The sequence below is a fragment of the Myxococcus sp. XM-1-1-1 genome (genome assembly GCF_020037095.1).
GTDB classification, from domain to species: Bacteria; Myxococcota; Myxococcia; order Myxococcales; family Myxococcaceae; genus Myxococcus; species Myxococcus fulvus.
In genome coordinates, this window is record NZ_JAIQDH010000006.1 from 395,004 (window position 1) to 410,369 (window position 15,366).

The 15,366-nt window shown below is 70.1% G+C and carries 16 protein-coding genes; 9 read left to right on the forward strand and 7 right to left on the reverse strand.

Going from position 1 to position 15,366, the window contains the following annotated elements:
- Positions 1 to 3 precede the first annotated feature (3 nt).
- Both K8640_RS15470 and corA read right to left on the reverse strand, forming a co-directional pair.
- On the reverse strand, positions 4 to 786 hold the full coding sequence (locus K8640_RS15470) for an alpha/beta fold hydrolase (protein ID WP_223747720.1): 783 nt from the start codon (positions 784 to 786) through the stop codon (positions 4 to 6).
- Positions 787 to 806: 20 nt separating this feature from the next.
- Entirely contained in the window at positions 807 to 1,748 is a 942-nt protein-coding gene (gene corA / locus K8640_RS15475) for a magnesium/cobalt transporter CorA (protein WP_223747721.1), read from the reverse strand.
- Between the two features lie 80 nt (positions 1,749 to 1,828).
- Here corA and K8640_RS15480 point away from each other — a divergent pair, with 80 nt between their 5' ends.
- Genes K8640_RS15480 through K8640_RS15490 form a run of 3 tightly spaced genes read left to right on the forward strand, consistent with a single transcriptional unit; the run spans position 1,829 to position 5,011 of the window.
- Positions 1,829 to 2,986, forward strand: coding sequence for a hypothetical protein (locus K8640_RS15480; RefSeq protein ID WP_141324527.1), 1,158 nt, complete (start codon positions 1,829 to 1,831; stop codon positions 2,984 to 2,986).
- On the forward strand, positions 2,986 to 3,810 hold the full coding sequence (locus tag K8640_RS15485; protein WP_143097187.1) for an HAD-IIB family hydrolase: 825 nt from the start codon (positions 2,986 to 2,988) through the stop codon (positions 3,808 to 3,810). Before K8640_RS15480 ends, K8640_RS15485 begins: the two co-directional genes overlap by 1 nt.
- Positions 3,811 to 3,814: 4 nt before the next feature.
- Positions 3,815 to 5,011, forward strand: coding sequence for a class I SAM-dependent rRNA methyltransferase (locus K8640_RS15490; RefSeq protein WP_141324529.1), 1,197 nt, complete (start codon positions 3,815 to 3,817; stop codon positions 5,009 to 5,011).
- A 185-nt stretch (positions 5,012 to 5,196) separates the two neighbouring features.
- Here K8640_RS15490 and K8640_RS15495 read toward each other — a convergent pair whose 3' ends face one another.
- The 3 genes from K8640_RS15495 to K8640_RS15505 all read right to left on the reverse strand — a co-directional run bounded on the left by K8640_RS15495 (position 5,197) and on the right by K8640_RS15505 (position 7,122).
- Positions 5,197 to 5,619, reverse strand: coding sequence for a hypothetical protein (locus K8640_RS15495; protein WP_223747744.1), 423 nt, complete (start codon positions 5,617 to 5,619; stop codon positions 5,197 to 5,199).
- Between the two features lie 102 nt (positions 5,620 to 5,721).
- Positions 5,722 to 6,147 carry a hypothetical protein gene (locus K8640_RS15500; protein ID WP_141324530.1) on the reverse strand — a complete coding sequence of 142 codons (426 nt, stop codon included), beginning with the start codon at positions 6,145 to 6,147 and terminating at the stop codon, positions 5,722 to 5,724.
- A 33-nt stretch (positions 6,148 to 6,180) separates the two neighbouring features.
- Positions 6,181 to 7,122, reverse strand: a complete 942-nt coding sequence (locus K8640_RS15505) for a hypothetical protein (RefSeq protein ID WP_223747722.1) — start codon at positions 7,120 to 7,122, stop codon at positions 6,181 to 6,183.
- A gap of 273 nt (positions 7,123 to 7,395) precedes the next feature.
- Between K8640_RS15505 and K8640_RS15510 the strand changes: the two genes are divergently transcribed.
- From K8640_RS15510 to K8640_RS15520, 3 genes are all read left to right on the forward strand, one after another.
- A complete protein-coding gene (locus tag K8640_RS15510) occupies positions 7,396 to 8,028 on the forward strand; it encodes a serine aminopeptidase domain-containing protein (protein WP_223747723.1) in 633 nt (210 codons plus the stop codon).
- A gap of 161 nt (positions 8,029 to 8,189) precedes the next feature.
- Positions 8,190 to 9,989 (forward strand): S8 family serine peptidase, encoded by a 1,800-nt coding sequence (locus K8640_RS15515; RefSeq protein WP_223747745.1) that lies wholly within the window; start codon positions 8,190 to 8,192, stop codon positions 9,987 to 9,989.
- Positions 9,986 to 10,201, forward strand: a complete 216-nt coding sequence (locus K8640_RS15520; protein WP_223747724.1) for a DUF5818 domain-containing protein — start codon at positions 9,986 to 9,988, stop codon at positions 10,199 to 10,201. Before K8640_RS15515 ends, K8640_RS15520 begins: the two co-directional genes overlap by 4 nt.
- A 299-nt stretch (positions 10,202 to 10,500) precedes the next feature.
- Here K8640_RS15520 and K8640_RS15525 read toward each other — a convergent pair whose 3' ends face one another.
- A complete protein-coding gene (locus K8640_RS15525; RefSeq protein WP_305070658.1) occupies positions 10,501 to 11,685 on the reverse strand; it encodes a type II CAAX endopeptidase family protein in 1,185 nt (394 codons plus the stop codon).
- Positions 11,686 to 11,877: 192 nt separating this feature from the next.
- On the opposite strand from K8640_RS15525, the gene K8640_RS15530 reads away from it, so the two are divergent.
- From K8640_RS15530 to K8640_RS15540, 3 genes are read left to right on the forward strand one after another with little or no spacing between them, the layout of a single operon-like run.
- The gene (locus tag K8640_RS15530) at positions 11,878 to 13,197 is read left to right on the forward strand and encodes a hypothetical protein (RefSeq protein WP_223747726.1); all 1,320 of its coding nucleotides are present in this window, start codon (positions 11,878 to 11,880) and stop codon (positions 13,195 to 13,197) included.
- Positions 13,198 to 14,382 (forward strand): cytochrome c3 family protein, encoded by a 1,185-nt coding sequence (locus K8640_RS15535; RefSeq protein ID WP_223747727.1) that lies wholly within the window; start codon positions 13,198 to 13,200, stop codon positions 14,380 to 14,382.
- Positions 14,382 to 14,837, forward strand: a complete 456-nt coding sequence (locus tag K8640_RS15540; protein WP_223747728.1) for an Ig-like domain-containing protein — start codon at positions 14,382 to 14,384, stop codon at positions 14,835 to 14,837. The genes K8640_RS15535 and K8640_RS15540 overlap by 1 nt, the downstream gene beginning before the upstream one ends.
- A gap of 18 nt (positions 14,838 to 14,855) precedes the next feature.
- Here K8640_RS15540 and K8640_RS15545 read toward each other — a convergent pair whose 3' ends face one another.
- The gene (locus K8640_RS15545; protein ID WP_223747729.1) at positions 14,856 to 15,353 is read right to left on the reverse strand and encodes a DUF6265 family protein; all 498 of its coding nucleotides are present in this window, start codon (positions 15,351 to 15,353) and stop codon (positions 14,856 to 14,858) included.
- Positions 15,354 to 15,366: the final 13 nt, after the last annotated feature.

Sequence of the window (15,366 nt, forward strand, 5' to 3'; positions counted from 1 at the left end):
TCCTCAGAGTGACGCGAGGAATGAGTCCAGCACCGCGTTGACGCGCTCGGGCTGCTCCTGGTTGGCCAGGTGCGCGGCGCCGGGGATGACCTCCAGCCGGGCTCCCGTCACCAGGTCCGCCATCTGCTTCGCCTTCTCGGGCGGGGTGATGGCGTCGTGCTCTCCCGCCACCATCAACGCGGGCCCCGCGTAGCGCGCCAGGATGTCCTTGCTGTCGGGACGCAGCGCCATGCCACGCTGGGCGGCGGCGATGGCCTGGGGCGAGGCCGCGCGCATCTGCGCCTCCACCGCGCGACCCACGGGTGAATCCGCTCCCGAGCCGACCAGCTTGGACAGCAGGGCCTGGATGACGGGCTCCACGCCTTTTTCGAGCGCCTCCTTCGCGGAGGCCTCGCGGCGCGCCTTGCCAGCGTCGTCATCCGCGGTGCACTGCGTGTCCATCAACACGAGGCCCGCAACCCGCCCCGCGTCCTCGCGCAGCAGCGCCATGGCCGCGTAGCCACCCATGGACACTCCACCCACCACGGCCCGGTCGATGCCGAGCGCATCCAGCAGCGCCAGGGTGTCCTGGGCGATGACGGACATGAGGGTGGGGCCCTCGCCGAGCCCGCTCCCGCCGAAGCCCCGCGTGTCCGGAAGGATGAAGCGGTAGCGGCCCGACAGGGCCTTCACCTGCGCATCGAAGGACTCCCCGTTGAGGGGAAAGGCGTGCAGCAGCACCACCGCCGGGCCCTGGCCCACGTCGCGGTAGTGCAGGGAGAGGCCATTCACGGTGACGGTCGGCATGCATCCTCCAGCGAGCGGCCTCACAGCCACTGCTTGCGTTTGAACCAGAAGAAGAGGGACACGGGCAGGGCGACAATCGAGACCCACATGGCGATGTACGAGCCCCGTCCCGACAGCGCATCGAAGTTCTGTCCGAAGAATCCGACGATGAACGAGAGCGGCAGGAAGATGGTGGCGAAGATGGTGAGCTGCTTGGTGATGTCGTTCGTCTTGTTGGCCACCATCGACAGGTAGCCGTCCATCACGTTGCCCAGGATGTCGCGGCCCGCGTCGATCTGCTCGTACAGCCGCACCAGGTGGTCGTACACGTCGCGGAAGTAGAGCGTGGAGCGCTCGTCGACGTGGGGGATGCCTCGTCGCGCCATCAGCCCCACCACGTCGCGCTGGGGGGAGAGCACCCGGCGCAGCTGCACCAGCATCCGCTTCAGCTCGAAGATGCGCTGCAACTGGGCCTTCTCCACCTGCTCGAAGATGGCCACCTCCAGGTCCTCCAGCTCGTCGCTGAACGTGTCGAGGATGGGAAACTGGGCATCCACCAGCCCGTCCGCCAGCAGGTAGAGGATGAAGTCCGTGCCGCGCCCCAGGGTGGTGGCAGGGTCCGCGCGCACGCGCTGTCTCACGGACTCCAGCCCGTTGAAGGGCAGCTCGTGCACGCTGATGATCCACTCCTTGGCGAGGAAGAAGTGGTGCTCATGGAGGGTGAGCTGGCAGACGTCCTTGCCCGCGCTGAAGCCCTGGAGCACGACGAAGACGTGGTTGGGGTACTCCTCCAGCTTGGGGCGCTGGTCCAGGTGGAGGCAGTCCTCGACGGCCAGCTTGTGCAGGCCGAAGCGCTCGGCGAGCCGGGCCATCTGCGCCTCGTCGGGCTGGAGGACGTCGATCCACTTGCGCCCCTCCTCGGCGAGCAGCTCCTCACCCCCGGTGAAGAGGGCTCCGTCCTTCAGCAGACAGACCTGAATCATCCCGTAGCGCTCCCGGGCCTTGCGGCGCGGCCCCGGTCCGAGTGCTAGAACTCCCCCGCGCGGAAGTCGAGCGCTAGAGTGTGCCCCCCGTGTCCGCAGACGCCGAGAACCCGCAGGCCTCCCTGACTCCGAGGCTCGAAGAAATCCTCCAGGCCCACCCCGACGGCGCCTTCGCCGGCCGGCTGCGCAAGGTGTACGCCGCCGCCGCCCAGGCCATCGCCCGGCTGAGCGACATGGACCTGGTGAAGTACGAGACGCCCGTGGTGGATTCCAGCCCGGACCTCTCCCTCTGGGAGGAGATGGCGCCCGTCATCCGTGACACGGTGATGGACGTCAACGCGCTCCTCAACGTCATCCGCGTGCAGTTCCCCGCGCAGCCCGGTGGAAACCTGGCCGACCTGGTCCTGAGCGGCACCAAGGACCCGGGCATGCTGATGCATGACGCGATGACGCAGCTGGCCCAGGGCATCACGCAGCTGGGCGAGGCCATGCGCAACCCGTCCGTGGTGAGCGACCGGTGGACGCTGCTGGCGGAGATCCAGCGCTTCCGCTCGAGCTTCCGTGAGCGCGTCAGCAACCTCGTGTTCGAGACGGCGAGCACGCTGGGCGAGGTGACGCGGGCGCAGGTGGTGCCCGGCCACGAGGCGGAGGTGAAGGCCGCGGTGACGGTGCGCGCCATCTCCGCGGACCTGGGCCGCATCCTGACGGCGCGGCTCAACAAGGTGCGTGAGGCGGAGGCGCAGGACGTGCAGTGGAACGCGCAGCAGCTCCAGACGGAGATGGACGCGTTCGGCCGCACGGCCGCGTACCGGAACCTGCGCGCGCAGGACAAGCGCCACATCGTGGAGATGCGCGCGGAGGTGGGGCGGCTGGCCATCCTCGCCAACCCCTCGCGCGAGGAGCTGCTGAAGGTCGTCAGCGAGCTGGACACCTTCGTGCGCGGCCTGTCCGCGGTGAACCAGCGGCAGATCCTCATCATCCACGACCGCGAGGTGTGGGCCTCCTGCGGCGTGAAGCTGGAGCGGGCCCTGTCGCTGGTGGACGAGGACGCGCCGGTGTCCGCGCGGCTGCTCGCCGAGGCGGCCCAGGCGGCCCAGGCGCTCTACGGGCGCGCGTCGGACATGGACGCGTTCCTGCGCAAGGCGCGCAAGCAGCCGCTGGCCCAGCTCACGGGCCCTGAGCTGGGGGCGACCATCGAGATCTTCCAGGGACTGCTCGCCCAACTGGACGTGATGTGATGCCGGCCTCCAGCAAGGTCGTGACGCCGCGCCCGCTGCGCGAGGCGGACCTGTCCCGTGTCGAGGGCGTCTTCACGGACGTGGATGGCACGCTGACGACGGGCCACAAGCTGCGCTCGGACACCGTGCGAGCGCTGGAGCGGCTGTCCGACTCCGGGCTGCGCGTGGTGCTGGTGAGCGGTCGTCCGGCGGGGTGGGGTGAGGCGTGGGCCCGACAGCTCCCGGTGGACGGCGTCATCGTGGAGAACGGCGGCCTGTTCTTCCTGCGCGGCAAGCGAGGGCTGCGCAAGGTGTACCTGGAGGCGCCCGCCGAGCGCGTGGCGAACCGGCGCAGGCTCCAGGCCGAGGTCGCCCGGGTGTTGAAGCAGGTGCCCGGCGCGCGGCTGTCGGTGGACAGCGCGTACACGGAAGTGGACCTGGCCGTGGACTACAACGAGGAGGCCCGCCTCGGTGAGGAGGGTGCTGCTCGCATCGAGTCGCTGCTGCACGCGCGAGGCGTGACGGCGGTGCGCTCGTCGGTGCATGTGAATTGCTGGCTCGGCCGCTTCGACAAGCTGAGCGCGACGCGGAGATTCGCGCGGGTGGCGTGGGGGGAGAAGTTGGAGCCCCGGGACGGCCGCTACGTGTACGTGGGGGATTCTTTCAACGACGCCCCGATGTTCCAGGCTTTCGAGCTGGGAGTGGGCGTGGCCAACGTGCGCGCGGTGCTGGACCGCATCGACGCGCCGCCGGCCTTCATCACCCGGGCGGCGGAGGGCAAGGGCTTCGAGGAGCTGGCCCGGACGCTGCTGGCCCGGCGGAGCCGAAGGGCTCGTGAGGAGTGACACCGTGAATGTCGTGAAGTTGGAGCTGGCGCGCGGACTGGGACGGCACCTGCGCGCGGGGCACCCGTGGGTGTTCCGCAAGGCGCTGGAGCACGTGCCGCGCATCCCCGCCGGCAGCGTGGTGGACCTGACGGAGAACGGGAAGTTCGTCGCGCGCGGGTATTACGATCCGCACTCGGCCATCGCCGTGCGGGTGCTGACGCGCGACTCGCGGGACACGGTGGACGCGGGCTTCATCACCCGGCGCGTGCGCCAGGCGCTGGCCGAGCGCCAGTCGCTCATCGACCTGACGGACACGGACAGCTACCGCCTGATCCACGGCGAGGGCGACGGCCTGCCGGGCGTGGTGGTGGACCTCTACGCGGGCTGGGCGGTGATGAAGCTGTACTCGGCCGGCCTGACGCCGTACCGGCCGCTCATCATCGAGGCCTTGAAGGCCGGGGTGCCGGGGCTCAAGGGCATCGTCGGCCGCGACGAGGTGGCGCGCGACGACGTGGAGGAGGACGAGGGCCGAGGCACCGGGCGCATGCTGTACGGCCCGGAGGCGCCCGAGCAGATCGCCATCCGCGAGCGCGGCGTCACCTTCATGGTGGACGTGTGGCGAGGACAGAAGACGGGCTTCTTCCTGGACCAGCGGGAGAACCGTCACCTCATCCGTCGACTGGCCAAGGGCCGCGACGTGCTCAACTGCTTCAGCTTCAGCGGCGGCTTCTCCGTCAACGCGGCGCTGGGCGGGGCCAACAGCGTGTTCTCGGTGGACCTGGACCCGGAGGCCATCGCCCTGGCGCGCGAGAACTTCACGCGCAACGGGCTGCCCGCGGAGAAGCACGACTTCCTCGCGGCGGACGTGTTCAAGGTCATCCAGTCCTTCAAGGACGAGGGCCGCACGTTTGATTTGCTCATCCTGGATCCGCCCGCCTTCGCCAAGAGTCAGCGCGCGGTGCAGGCCGCCATCGACGGGTACGCGTCGCTCAACCGTCAGGCGCTGGGAATCCTGCGGCCCGGTGGGCTGCTGGCCACGGCGTCGTGCTCGGCGCGCGTGAGCCCGGATGAGTTCATGGGCGCGGTGCGCGAGGCGGGCTTCAAGGCCGGCGTGGACCTGGCGCTCGTCGAGGAGCGCTACCAGCCGCCAGACCACCCGGTGCGCCTGCAGTTCCCGGAGGGGAAGTACCTCAAGTTCTACGTGCTGCAGGCCGTCTGACGCGCGCTTGCTGCTCGCCGTCGCGTGGGGGCGCCGCGGAGCTTGGGGGATGAGTGTCGCTCCCTCCCGGTCGGGGAGGGTGCGTGCCCCAGGCGAGTGGCCGTGCTCCGGCCGGTGCCTCACCACCCTGGCTTGCTGCGAGGCGCGAGAAGCCGAGGTATGCGGCTTGCGGACTTGCGCCGCGCTCAGGTCCCGAAGACGCGCGACGCCACGCGGTCCAGCACGGTGGTGCCCCACGTGAGGCTGGCCTTCATCAGCCGCTCCATGTCCTTCGTGAAGGCGGAGCCCGAGGGCAGCCGCGTGTAGTCGCGGCTGAGGAACAGGCTCTTGTTCTCCGTCTCGAAGTCCACGGTGCCGCCGCCCGCGTCGGTGCCTTCCTCGGCCTCACGACGGAAGCCGTCGATGACGCCCGGCTTCGGGTCCTCGCGGAAGCGGTACACCAGCGCGCTGCACTCGAGCGTCTGCGTCGCCTCGTGGTGCTCGAAGTAGAGCTGCGCGTCGCCCACCATCGCGCCGCCGAAGCCCTGCGCGTTGAGGCCCTCGCTCATCCCCGCGCCCTGCGTCTGCAGATACCAGCGCACGAGCTCCCGCGCGGCCTCGCGAGTCATCGGGCCGCCCGGTGGGGGAGGGGGCTTCGCCAGGCCCATGGTCGACAGGAGCCACTGCAGGTGGCGGGAGAACGCGAGCGCCATGTCCGAAGCCCTCCTACGTCACTTCGCGGGGATGACCTTGGAGGCCACGCGCTCGAACACCTCGCTGCCCCAGCGCAGGCTCGCCGCCATGAGCTTGCTCAGCTCCGAGGCGAAGACCAGGTCGATGGGCGGCGTCTGGTACGAGCGGCTGAGGAAGAGGCTCTTGCTCTCCGACTCGAAGTCCACCGTGCCACCGCCGGCGTCCGTGCCCGCGGCCTGCTCGGCGCGGAAGCCCTCGAGGACGCCGGGGCGGGGCGCGTCACGGAAGCGATAGATGAGGGCGCTGCACTTGAGCTCGCCGGTGTCCTCGGAGTGCTCGAAGTACAGCTGCGCCTCGCCCACCGACACTCCACCGAGCCCCTTGGGATTGAGCCCGGGGCTCAGGTGGACGCCCTGAGCCCGAAGATACTCCTGCACCAGTTGAGTGGCCTCGTCACGCGTCATGGTGGTGGTTTACCACGACTGGCGTGTGGGCCATCAGAACTGGCCGGCGCGAGCCTGCTCGAACGGGACGCGGTGGTTCAGGTACGTGCCCACCAGCGAGTGCGCGCCCGAGAACACGGTGTCCTCGGAGAAGTAGTGCACCTGCGCGCCCTTGCCCGCGTGGCGCAGCATGTCCGCGGGGCTCCAGCCCTTGCCGCCCAGACCGAAGAGCGTGGGGACCGCGTCGCGGTTGTTGATGTAGTGCACGTAGTTGGGGCCGTCCGGGTAGGTGCAGGCGGCGGCCGCGAACGTCTCCACGTTCAGCTTGCTCATCGTCTGCTCGACCTGCTCCTTGGTCATCCCGTCTTCGATGCGCAGCCGGCGCGCCACATCCGACAGCGCGCGCGAGGTGATGAGGCCACCCTGGCTGTAGCCGACCAGGTGCACGTCCCGGCCCGCCTTCAGCTCGTTGTAGACGGTGTCCGCCAGCGTATCCACGGCCGGGTTGGTGCCCTTGTCCAGCTTGTCCTTCACAGCCTGGAACAGGTCGGCGACGGTGCCCTGCGTGGAGTTGTGGATGCCGATGGTGCGCATGCCCGTCGTGTCCGCGAGCGCCTGCAGCTCCGCCGTCTGCTTGGCCAGGTCCGTGCGCATGCCGTTGGTGTAGATGACCGTGGCCGTCGCGTTCGGGTTGTTCTTCGGCGTGAAGGCGGGGATGTCGCTCAGCGGCGTGCCGGGCTCGAACGTCTGGCCACCAGCGCCCACCAGCTTGCCGTCGTAGACCTTGTCCTTCGAGCCCGGGGGCGCCGTGAAGACACCGGCCACCGTCGCCGTGCCCCTCGCCTTGCCGCTCTCGAAGCCATCCACCACCGCGTTCGCGCGCGCCGCGCTCGGCTGCACCGCCGGCGTCGCCACGGTGTTCACTTCCGACGTGCGGCCAACAGGGGTCCGGGGGGTGGTGCCGACGACGGGGCGGCCACGCTCGATGGTGCTCATGCTGGAGGGCTCCTGCGGACTACGACGGGGGGATGGAAGATGACGTCCTTGCCCCATTGTCCCAGGAAGCCGTCCGAAGTTGCGCACGAACGAGGTAATTCGCTCCAAACACTCAATTCCGACGCGGTGCGTCGTGGTGGCTTGTCGCGTCACATCCCGAGTGAAGCGGGGAAGCCGAGCCGAACCCGAGGCGATCTCCAGGGTTGGAGGTCTTCCGAGGGGCGGTGCGGGCAGGAGTATCGGTCCGGCGCCCGCCCTCCTATGGTGGATTCCATGGTCCAGAAAGGTCAGTTCCTGGAGCGCTCCACGCTCATCCCCGTGGGCGCGGAGGTGATGGAGGGCACGGCGCATCGCGGCAAGCGCGCGCCTCCGTTGCTCATCATCCCGCCGCGGCCGGACGAGGGTGGGGGGATGGATCACGTCATCGCCGCGGAGCTCGCCTGGGCGGCGGCCAGCGCGGGCTTTCCCACCCTGCGCTTCAACCACCGGGGCGTGGGCGCGAGCCAGGGCAAGCGGGGCAAGGACCTGGCGTTGCTCGAGGACGCCGAGGCGGCGATGCGGGTGCTCCTGGAGACGGCTGGCACGAGCGCGGTGGCGGTGGCGTCGCTGCACGGCGGCGCGCAGGTGGCCCTGGCGCTCCAGGCGCGCTTCCCCGCCGTGGGGGGCCTGTGCCTGGTCGCGCCGGCGGACGTGGACCCGGCGGTGCTGGGGCGCGTGACGTGCCCGTTGCTGGTGGTCCAGGGGGAGGGGGACGCACGGATGCCTCGGGCGGCGGTGTCGGCGGCGGTGGCCCGGGCGGGGGGGGATTTCGAGGTCATCGACGACGCGGGCGCCACCTTCCAACGCAACCTCCCGCAGGTGGGGCACGCCCTGTCCACCTGGCTCCAGCGCCTCTCCGGCGGTTGACCGATGCTCCGCAACCCAGCGGACTTCTTCACATTTCTTCAGCCTCCCGCACTTGCACGCCGGGAGAGTGGGCGTACAGACTGTCCGTGCAGACCCAATCGTTTCTCCGTTCGTTCGTAGGGTCTTCCGGAAGCGTGCCTCGTTCCTCAAGGAGCAACCCGATGCGGATGGTGCGATGGAGTTTGGGCGGAGCCGCGCTGGCCCTGGCCGTGACGGTGGCGCCCGCGTGCAAGTCCGCCCAGAGCGAAGCCGAGCGCCCTGCGCCGCCCCCCGCCTCGCTGGCGGACGCGGTGGATGTGGTGCCCCACGCCATCGTCGTGGACTTCAAGGACGGCACCACCAAGGCGGAGTTCGACGCCTGGGAGGCCGACTGGGGCGTGGACCTGGAGCTCAACTCGGTGGAGAGCGCCGACGAGGCCCTCACGCTGGCGGTGGGCGTGGACGACGTGGCGGGCGTGCTGGAGAAGATCCGCCGGCACCCGAGCGTCGAGGCCGCCGAGCCGCTGATGGAGGTCCGCGCGAGCTTCACGCCGAATGACCCGGAGTACGCGCGGCAGTGGAACCTCCAGATGATCGACATGCCCAAGGCCTGGGAGCGCAGCCGGGGCAAGGGTGTCGTCGTGGCCGTGCTGGACACGGGCATCGCGTACGAGGACCACGAGGACTTCAAGCAGGTGCCCGACCTCAAGGGCGTGAAGTTCGTGGCCGGCTACGACTTCGTCAACGACGACGAGCACGCCAACGATGACCACGGCCACGGCACGCACGTGGCGGGCACCATCGCGCAGGCCACCAACAACGGTGAGGGCGTGGCGGGCGTGGCCTTCGAGGCGACGCTGATGCCGGTGAAGGTGCTCAACCACTTCGGTGGTGGCACCACGGCGGACATCGCGGACGCCATCCGCTTCGCGGCGGACAAGGGCGCCAACGTCATCAACATGTCGCTGGGCGGCGGCGGCTATTCGCAGGTGATGGCTCAGGCGGTGGAGTACGCCCGCAAGAAGGGTGTCACGGTGGTGGCGGCTGCGGGCAACGGCGGCCGCGCGCACGTGGAGTTCCCCGCGGCCTATCCCGGCGCCGTGGCGGTGTCGGCGGTGGGGCCGGAGGGCTCGCTCGCGCCGTACTCGTCCTATGGCAAGGAGCTGGACATCGCCGCGCCCGGTGGTGACAAGCGCCGTGGGGACGCGGGCGGCATCATCCAGAACACCATCGACCCGAGGGACGTGTCGCGCTCCGTCTACGCCTCGTATCAGGGCACCAGCATGGCCACGCCGCACGTGGCCGCGGTGGCCGCGATGCTGTACTCGGCCGGCGCCAAGGGGCCCGACGAGGTGGAGAAGGCGCTGTACGCGGGTGCGACCAAGGTGGCGGACCAGGCGTGGACCGAGCAGTACGGGCACGGCCTGCTCAACGCGGAGGCGTCGCTGGCGTCGCTCGGCGGTGGCATGTCGCGCTGGCCGCCGCTGTACTGGGCGCTGGCGCTGCTGGCCTTCGTGCTGCTGACGCTGCGCGGCCGTGAGCGCCCGGGGTACCTCAACGCGCTGCTGCGTCCAGCGTTCCTCGTGCCGCTGCTGCTCTCCACGGTGGGCGTGTACTTCGTGCGCGCCTGGTTCATGGGCACGGCGGGCGCCGCGGGAGACGTGGTGGAGATGGCCTCGCTGCCCATCCCGGATTGGGAGCGCATCATCTTCGGCCGGGGCCGCACGGTGAACCCGCTGTTCTACAGCGCGCTCATCCCCGTGCTGCTGTCGCTGCCCGCCATCGGATGGAAGGGGATGCGCTCGGCGGTGGGTGGCCTCGCGCTGGGCTTCGCGGGCTTCCTGGCGTACTCGGCGTGGGCGGGCGCTCCGGCGCTGTCGTGGATGCCCTTCGCGTTCCTGGCGAAGCCGTGGCTGGGCTTCAACACGGTCGTCTGCCTCATCGTCGCTCGCGCCATGCTCAAGCGTGAGGACGTGCCGTGACGCTCACCGGGCGCGTGGTGTTCCGCGACATCGAGACGGGCGTGTGGGTGCTGGAGGCCGATGACGGCACCACGTACCAGCTCGCGGGTGGCGACAGGCACATCAAGAAGGACGGCCACCGCATCGAGGCCGAGGGCCGCGTGGACAAGGACGTGCTCACCGCCGCGATGGTGGGGCCCGTCTTCCACGTGAGCTCGTATCGCTTCGTCTGAAGTGGGGGGCTGGAGTCCGCTCCGGCCCTCCCTCGTCGCGGAAGACGTCAGGTGCTGGCCCGTGAGCCTGGGCCAGGCGCGGGTACGTCCTGCCGCCAGCGTTCCTGTCCGTGATGGGCTCGTGGGCGCGCTGTCTTGTGACGTGGCACGCCGCGCCGAGACGACCATCGTCAGGGCGACGTGCCGAACCGCGCTTGCTCCATGGCATGAGGGCCGCCAGCGTCGGGGGGCGGCACCACGTACGCAAGTCGTTCAGTGAGCGGCGCCCATCCTCGCCCAACCGCTGGCTTCGCGCCCGCTCACGGTGACTTGGTACCGCCTTCGGCCTTGTGCGCGCGCGCCTGACGCGTGCGCTCCTCGCTGTACGCCTCCAGCGGAGCCTCGCCCCGGCGCACGGCCTCGCGGAGCTCCTGCAACGACTCCCGCTCCGCTTGGAGCCCCGCGGGCGCGTCCTTCTTGAGTGGCGCCAGCGGGTGGGCCACGTCATGGAGATTGAGCGCGATGCCGCGCCGGTCCACCACGGCGAGCAGCACCAGGGACACCGTCGCGGCCACCACCCACGGCAGCACCAGCTTCGCCAGCGACGGCACGGGCTTCGTCTCCCGCGCGCGCGCGTCGCTCACCGCGATGCCGGTGCCCCAGACGGGGACCCACCGCGACATGCCCAGCAGCGCGAGCACTCCCGCCCAGCCGAGGCTCGCCAGCAGCAGCACGTCCTGGGGGCTGGTGTCCGTGTCCGCGGCCTCGGTGCCCATCGACTTCGCCACCAGGAACGCCGCCGAGGACACCAGGTTGTTGGCCGCATGCGCGGCGATGCCGGGCCACAGCGAGCCGGTGCGCAGGTAGAGCCAGCCGAACAGCAGGCCCAGTTCCACGCGCGCCACGAAGCCCACCGGGTCCAGGTGGAACGCGCTGAACACCACCGCGGAGATGACCAGGGCCGTCGTGGGCGAGCGCGGCGACGGGGGCGTCAGGCCCCGCTGGAAGACGCCTCGGAAGAACAGCTCCTCGCAGATGGGCGCGGCGACCGTCACGCCCGCCAGGATGATGGCCAGCTCCACCGGCGTCTGCTGCTCGAAGAGCCGCGAGCCATCGAACATCTCCTTCATCCACTCGGGCGCGAGCTTCTGCGCGGTGAACTGGATGGGCACCACCAGCGCGAAGAAGTTGGCGATGCCCAACAGGAAGCCGAAGAGCGTCGACACCGGATGCAGCGGCGTCAGCCCCGTGAAGAGCGTGGGCTTCCATCCTCCGAGGCGCGGCAGCAGCCACCCCAGCGCCATGAAGATGAAGACCTCGGTGAACCAGATGCCGAAGGCCGCGTTGAGCAACTGGACGGAGCCGCCCACCAGGATGAAGAGCACCAGCGCCAGGGCCGCCCCGCCGAGCGCCAGCATCCGAGGGCTCCTGGGCTCCGGAAGGGGAGGCTCGGAGGGGCCCGTCGGCCCGAGGGGCGCGGCGTCGCTGGGGGCGGAATCTTCCAATTTGTCGTCTCCTTGACGCGAAAAGCTGAACTGTCGCGACAGCAGGTTCTCTATACTGTCAGCACCTTGACGTCCTACATCCTGGCTCGAACGGTGCAGCGGACGTGGTGGAAGCCCCCTCGAATCCTTGGCGCTGTCTGTGCCCTGGGCCTGGGGCTGGGAGCAACGACGTCGCACGCGTCGGCGTTCCTGGTGGAAGCGCGAACCGAGGCGCAGGCGTACCAGATTCGTGCGTGGCGTGGCAGCACGTCGGACGACCCGGTGCTGCTGCCGAGGCGGCGAATCGTCCAGTACCTGGGGCTCAACGCCTTCGAGCTCGCCACGGGACAGGACCTGGGCTTCGAGTCCAACATGCGCATCTGGGCGGACTTCGGTCTGCCCAAGGGTGAGGCCGAGCGCGTCGACGGGCTGAAGTCCGAGGACGCTGAGCTGCTGCACGCGTACGTGCGCTACGCGAAGGGCGGCTTCGAGGGACGGCTGGGCCGTCAGCTCTACACGGACGTCTCGGACATCATCGCGTTCGATGGGCTGCGCGCGCGCTACGTGACGCGCATGGGCCTGGGCGCGGAGTTGTACGGCGGCCTGTGGGTGAAGGGCGCGAGCTTCCTGGGCTCGTCCGTGTATCAGCCGGACGGTACGCGGGAGAGCGACTCGCGGCGGCTGGACCAGGGCGTGGCGGGCGCGGACCCCACGCTGACGTCGATGGAGCCCGTCTTCGGCGCCAAGCTGCTGCTCGAGGACCTGAAGGGCTTCAACGCCGCGGTGGGCTACCGCAAGGCGATGGTGGAGGGGAAGACGGACCTGGAGCGCGCCACGGTGGAGGCGCGCTACGGCCGGGGGCTGGGGCTCAACGCGCTGGCCGGCGTGGACTACGACGTGCTGCAGGGCAAGGTGGCCCAGGTTCGCACGCAGGTGCGCTGGGACGGCACGCGCGTCGCGACGACGCTGGAGGTGATGCGCCTGTCGCCCGTGCTGTCGGCGGACTCCATCTGGTACTACTTCGCGTGGGCGCCGCGCGACGAGGCGCGGGTGCGCGTGGACGTGTTCACCCCCGGCCCGCTGCGCTTCTACGTGCAGGCGCTGGGCAGCCGGTACAACGAGAACGTCAACCCGGAGATGGCCATCGCCTCGCAAGTGGACGCGGAGGGCGCGCCGGAGTCCACCAGCATCGGTGGGGCGGCGGGCGCGGCGTGGCGCTCGGGCGCGTTCCGCTCGGCGCTGGACGTGACGTACCGCACGGGCTTCGGCGGAGACCAGCTCTGGGGCGACCTCACCGGTGGCTACACGTTCGACCGGGAGCGCTTCACGCTGGACGCGCGGGTGTCCTTCGCGCGCATCTTCGACAGCTTCAACGCGCGCCTGGGGGGCAACTTCTACGGCGCCCAGGTGTGGGCCAGCCGGGCCCTGACGCGCGCGACGCGGCTGTCGCTGGTGGTGGAGCAGAACTTCAATCCCTTCACCGACTCCGACACCAAGGCCTTCCTCCTCTTCGACCTGAAGGCGAGCTTGTAGATGCTTCACCGTCAGAACCGACATGCACTGCTCGCCCTGGCCGCGCTCGCCATGCTGGTGGGCGCCGGCGTCGCCTGGGCCGCCACGGCCCGCGAGCGCAGCCTGGCCGTCTATCCCGCCCAGCACGTCCCGCTGCGCTTCGACCACGCCCAGCACCTGGAGGCGGGCGCCGAGTGCACCACGTGCCACGATTCGGCCCGCGCCAGCGCGTCCTCCAAGGACCTGAACCTCCCAGGCCACGAGGAGTGCGAGACCTGTCACGACATCGAGGCGGGTCGGAAGGGCAAGCCCACGGACCCTCCGTCCGCGTGCAACACCTGCCACCCGGGCTTCGACGCCACCGTGCGCAAGGAGCCCGCGAAGCTGTCCATGCCTCCGGCCAACCTGCACTTCAGCCACCAGCAGCACGTGGACAAGAAGGTGGAGTGCTCGGTGTGCCACGGCGAGATGAAGGACGTGAAGCTGGGCACGCGAAACCAGCTGCCGAAGATGGCCACGTGCTTCAAGTGCCACGACGGCACCGTGGCCTCGAACACGTGCGCCACGTGTCACCCGACGGAGCCGTCCGGCCGGCTCAAGCTGACGTTCGACTCGGGCCTGCTGCGGCCCATGCAGGGCAACCCCCTGGGCCTGGACCACGGCCCGCGCTTCGAGTTCAACCACGGGGCCCGCGCGTCCACGGACCGGCTGGTCTGCATGCAGTGCCACAGCGAGAGCTACTGCCAGACGTGCCATGACGGCATGCAGAAGCCGCTGTCCATCCACCCCAACGACTTCATCACCCTGCACCCGGTGCAGGCCCGGACCAACTCGCCCCGGTGCGAGAGCTGCCACCGCGCCCAGTCCTTCTGCGCCGCCTGCCACGAGCGCGCGGGCGTGGGCATGGACGCCGCCCAGTCGCTGCGGCCGCGCAACCAGAAGGTGCACCCGGACTACACCACGTGGGTGGAGCTGCCCGGACCGCAGCACCACGGCATCGCCGCGTCGCGGGATCTGACCAGCTGCATCTCCTGCCACCGCGAGGAGTCGTGCATGAGCTGCCACTCGGAGCTGTCGCCGCGGCGGCAGATCAACCCGCACCCGGCGGGCTTCGCGCAGTCGTGCAAGAAGCTGGCGTCGGCGAATGACCGCGCCTGCCTCAAGTGCCACTCGTCGGAGAGCCTGGCGCAGAAGGGGTGCCGCTGATGGGCGCGCGCTCGAGTCGGTTCTTCGCGGGCGTGCTCGCGCTGTCGGCGCTTTCCGGGTGCCTGGAGCCCGGGGACGCCATCTACCTGCCGCGCGACACGGTGCCGCCCCGGGTCGTCTCCACGGCGCCGGGAGGAGGGGAGACGCTGCCGAGGGGAGGCGCCCTGCGCGTCACCTTCTCCGAGGCCATGGACCTTCGCAGTCTGCGCCCGGGCATCGCGGTGTTCTCCGGCCGGGATGAGCTCCCGCTCGTGCTCACCGCGCCCCCCGTGCCGGAGTTGGACGAGGACGTGGAGCGGGGCGACGTCCCGTACACGGTGGAGGCCGCCTTCGCCGAGGGCGTCGTGCTGACGCCCAACACGCAGTACACGCTGGTGCTGCGCACGGTGCTCACGGACTACGAGGGCAACCCGCTCTCCAGCGAGATTCGCATCGTCTTCCGCAGCGCGCCGTGAGCCCTCGCGGGCCTGCGGCTACATCTGGAAGAACTCGAAGCTCTGTCCCGCCTCCTTGCCGTCCTTCTTCCCCTCGATGCGGGCGGTGAGGCGGTTGGCGGTGGGGCGCTGGTAGAAGATTCGCTGCGGGTAGTCGTGCTGCGGGTTCTCGAACAACACGCCGTTGCTGTTGCAACGCAGCATCTTGAAGTCCGAGGGCGGCCGTCCCATGGGCTGGGCCACGAAGTAGAGCCCGTCCTTGCGCGCCTCGATGCGCATGTACTCGAAGAACACCGTCTTGCCCTGGACGATGGTGCGGCTCACCCCGAAGAGCGTGCCGCCCGCGGCGGGCGTCCAGTGCTCCTCCATGAGGTTGCCGGCCGTGTCCTGACGCCAGCTCCCCGCCAGCCAGGCCACGTCGTGGATGGAGGCGCCACATTCACGCGAGGCGGGCTCACGGGTGTTCGGCGTGGAGCCACAGCCGAGAAGCGGGGAGGCACCGAGGACGAGGGCCAGGAGGGCAGGGCGAGCAGTCATCCGCCCATCCTCC

Coding starts and splice junctions, on each gene's coding strand:
- K8640_RS15470 (WP_223747720.1), bottom strand. CDS start 786: ATGCCGACCGTCACCGTGAATGGCCTCTCCCTGCACTACCGCGACGTG.
- corA (WP_223747721.1), bottom strand. CDS start 1,748: ATGATTCAGGTCTGTCTGCTGAAGGACGGAGCCCTCTTCACCGGGGGT.
- K8640_RS15485 (WP_143097187.1), top strand. CDS start 2,986: ATGCCGGCCTCCAGCAAGGTCGTGACGCCGCGCCCGCTGCGCGAGGCG.
- K8640_RS15495 (WP_223747744.1), bottom strand. CDS start 5,619: ATGACTCGCGAGGCCGCGCGGGAGCTCGTGCGCTGGTATCTGCAGACG.
- K8640_RS15500 (WP_141324530.1), bottom strand. CDS start 6,147: ATGACGCGTGACGAGGCCACTCAACTGGTGCAGGAGTATCTTCGGGCT.
- K8640_RS15505 (WP_223747722.1), bottom strand. CDS start 7,122: ATGAGCACCATCGAGCGTGGCCGCCCCGTCGTCGGCACCACCCCCCGG.
- K8640_RS15510 (WP_223747723.1), top strand. CDS start 7,396: ATGGTCCAGAAAGGTCAGTTCCTGGAGCGCTCCACGCTCATCCCCGTG.
- K8640_RS15515 (WP_223747745.1), top strand. CDS start 8,190: ATGCGGATGGTGCGATGGAGTTTGGGCGGAGCCGCGCTGGCCCTGGCC.
- K8640_RS15535 (WP_223747727.1), top strand. CDS start 13,198: ATGCTTCACCGTCAGAACCGACATGCACTGCTCGCCCTGGCCGCGCTC.
- K8640_RS15540 (WP_223747728.1), top strand. CDS start 14,382: ATGGGCGCGCGCTCGAGTCGGTTCTTCGCGGGCGTGCTCGCGCTGTCG.
- K8640_RS15545 (WP_223747729.1), bottom strand. CDS start 15,353: ATGACTGCTCGCCCTGCCCTCCTGGCCCTCGTCCTCGGTGCCTCCCCG.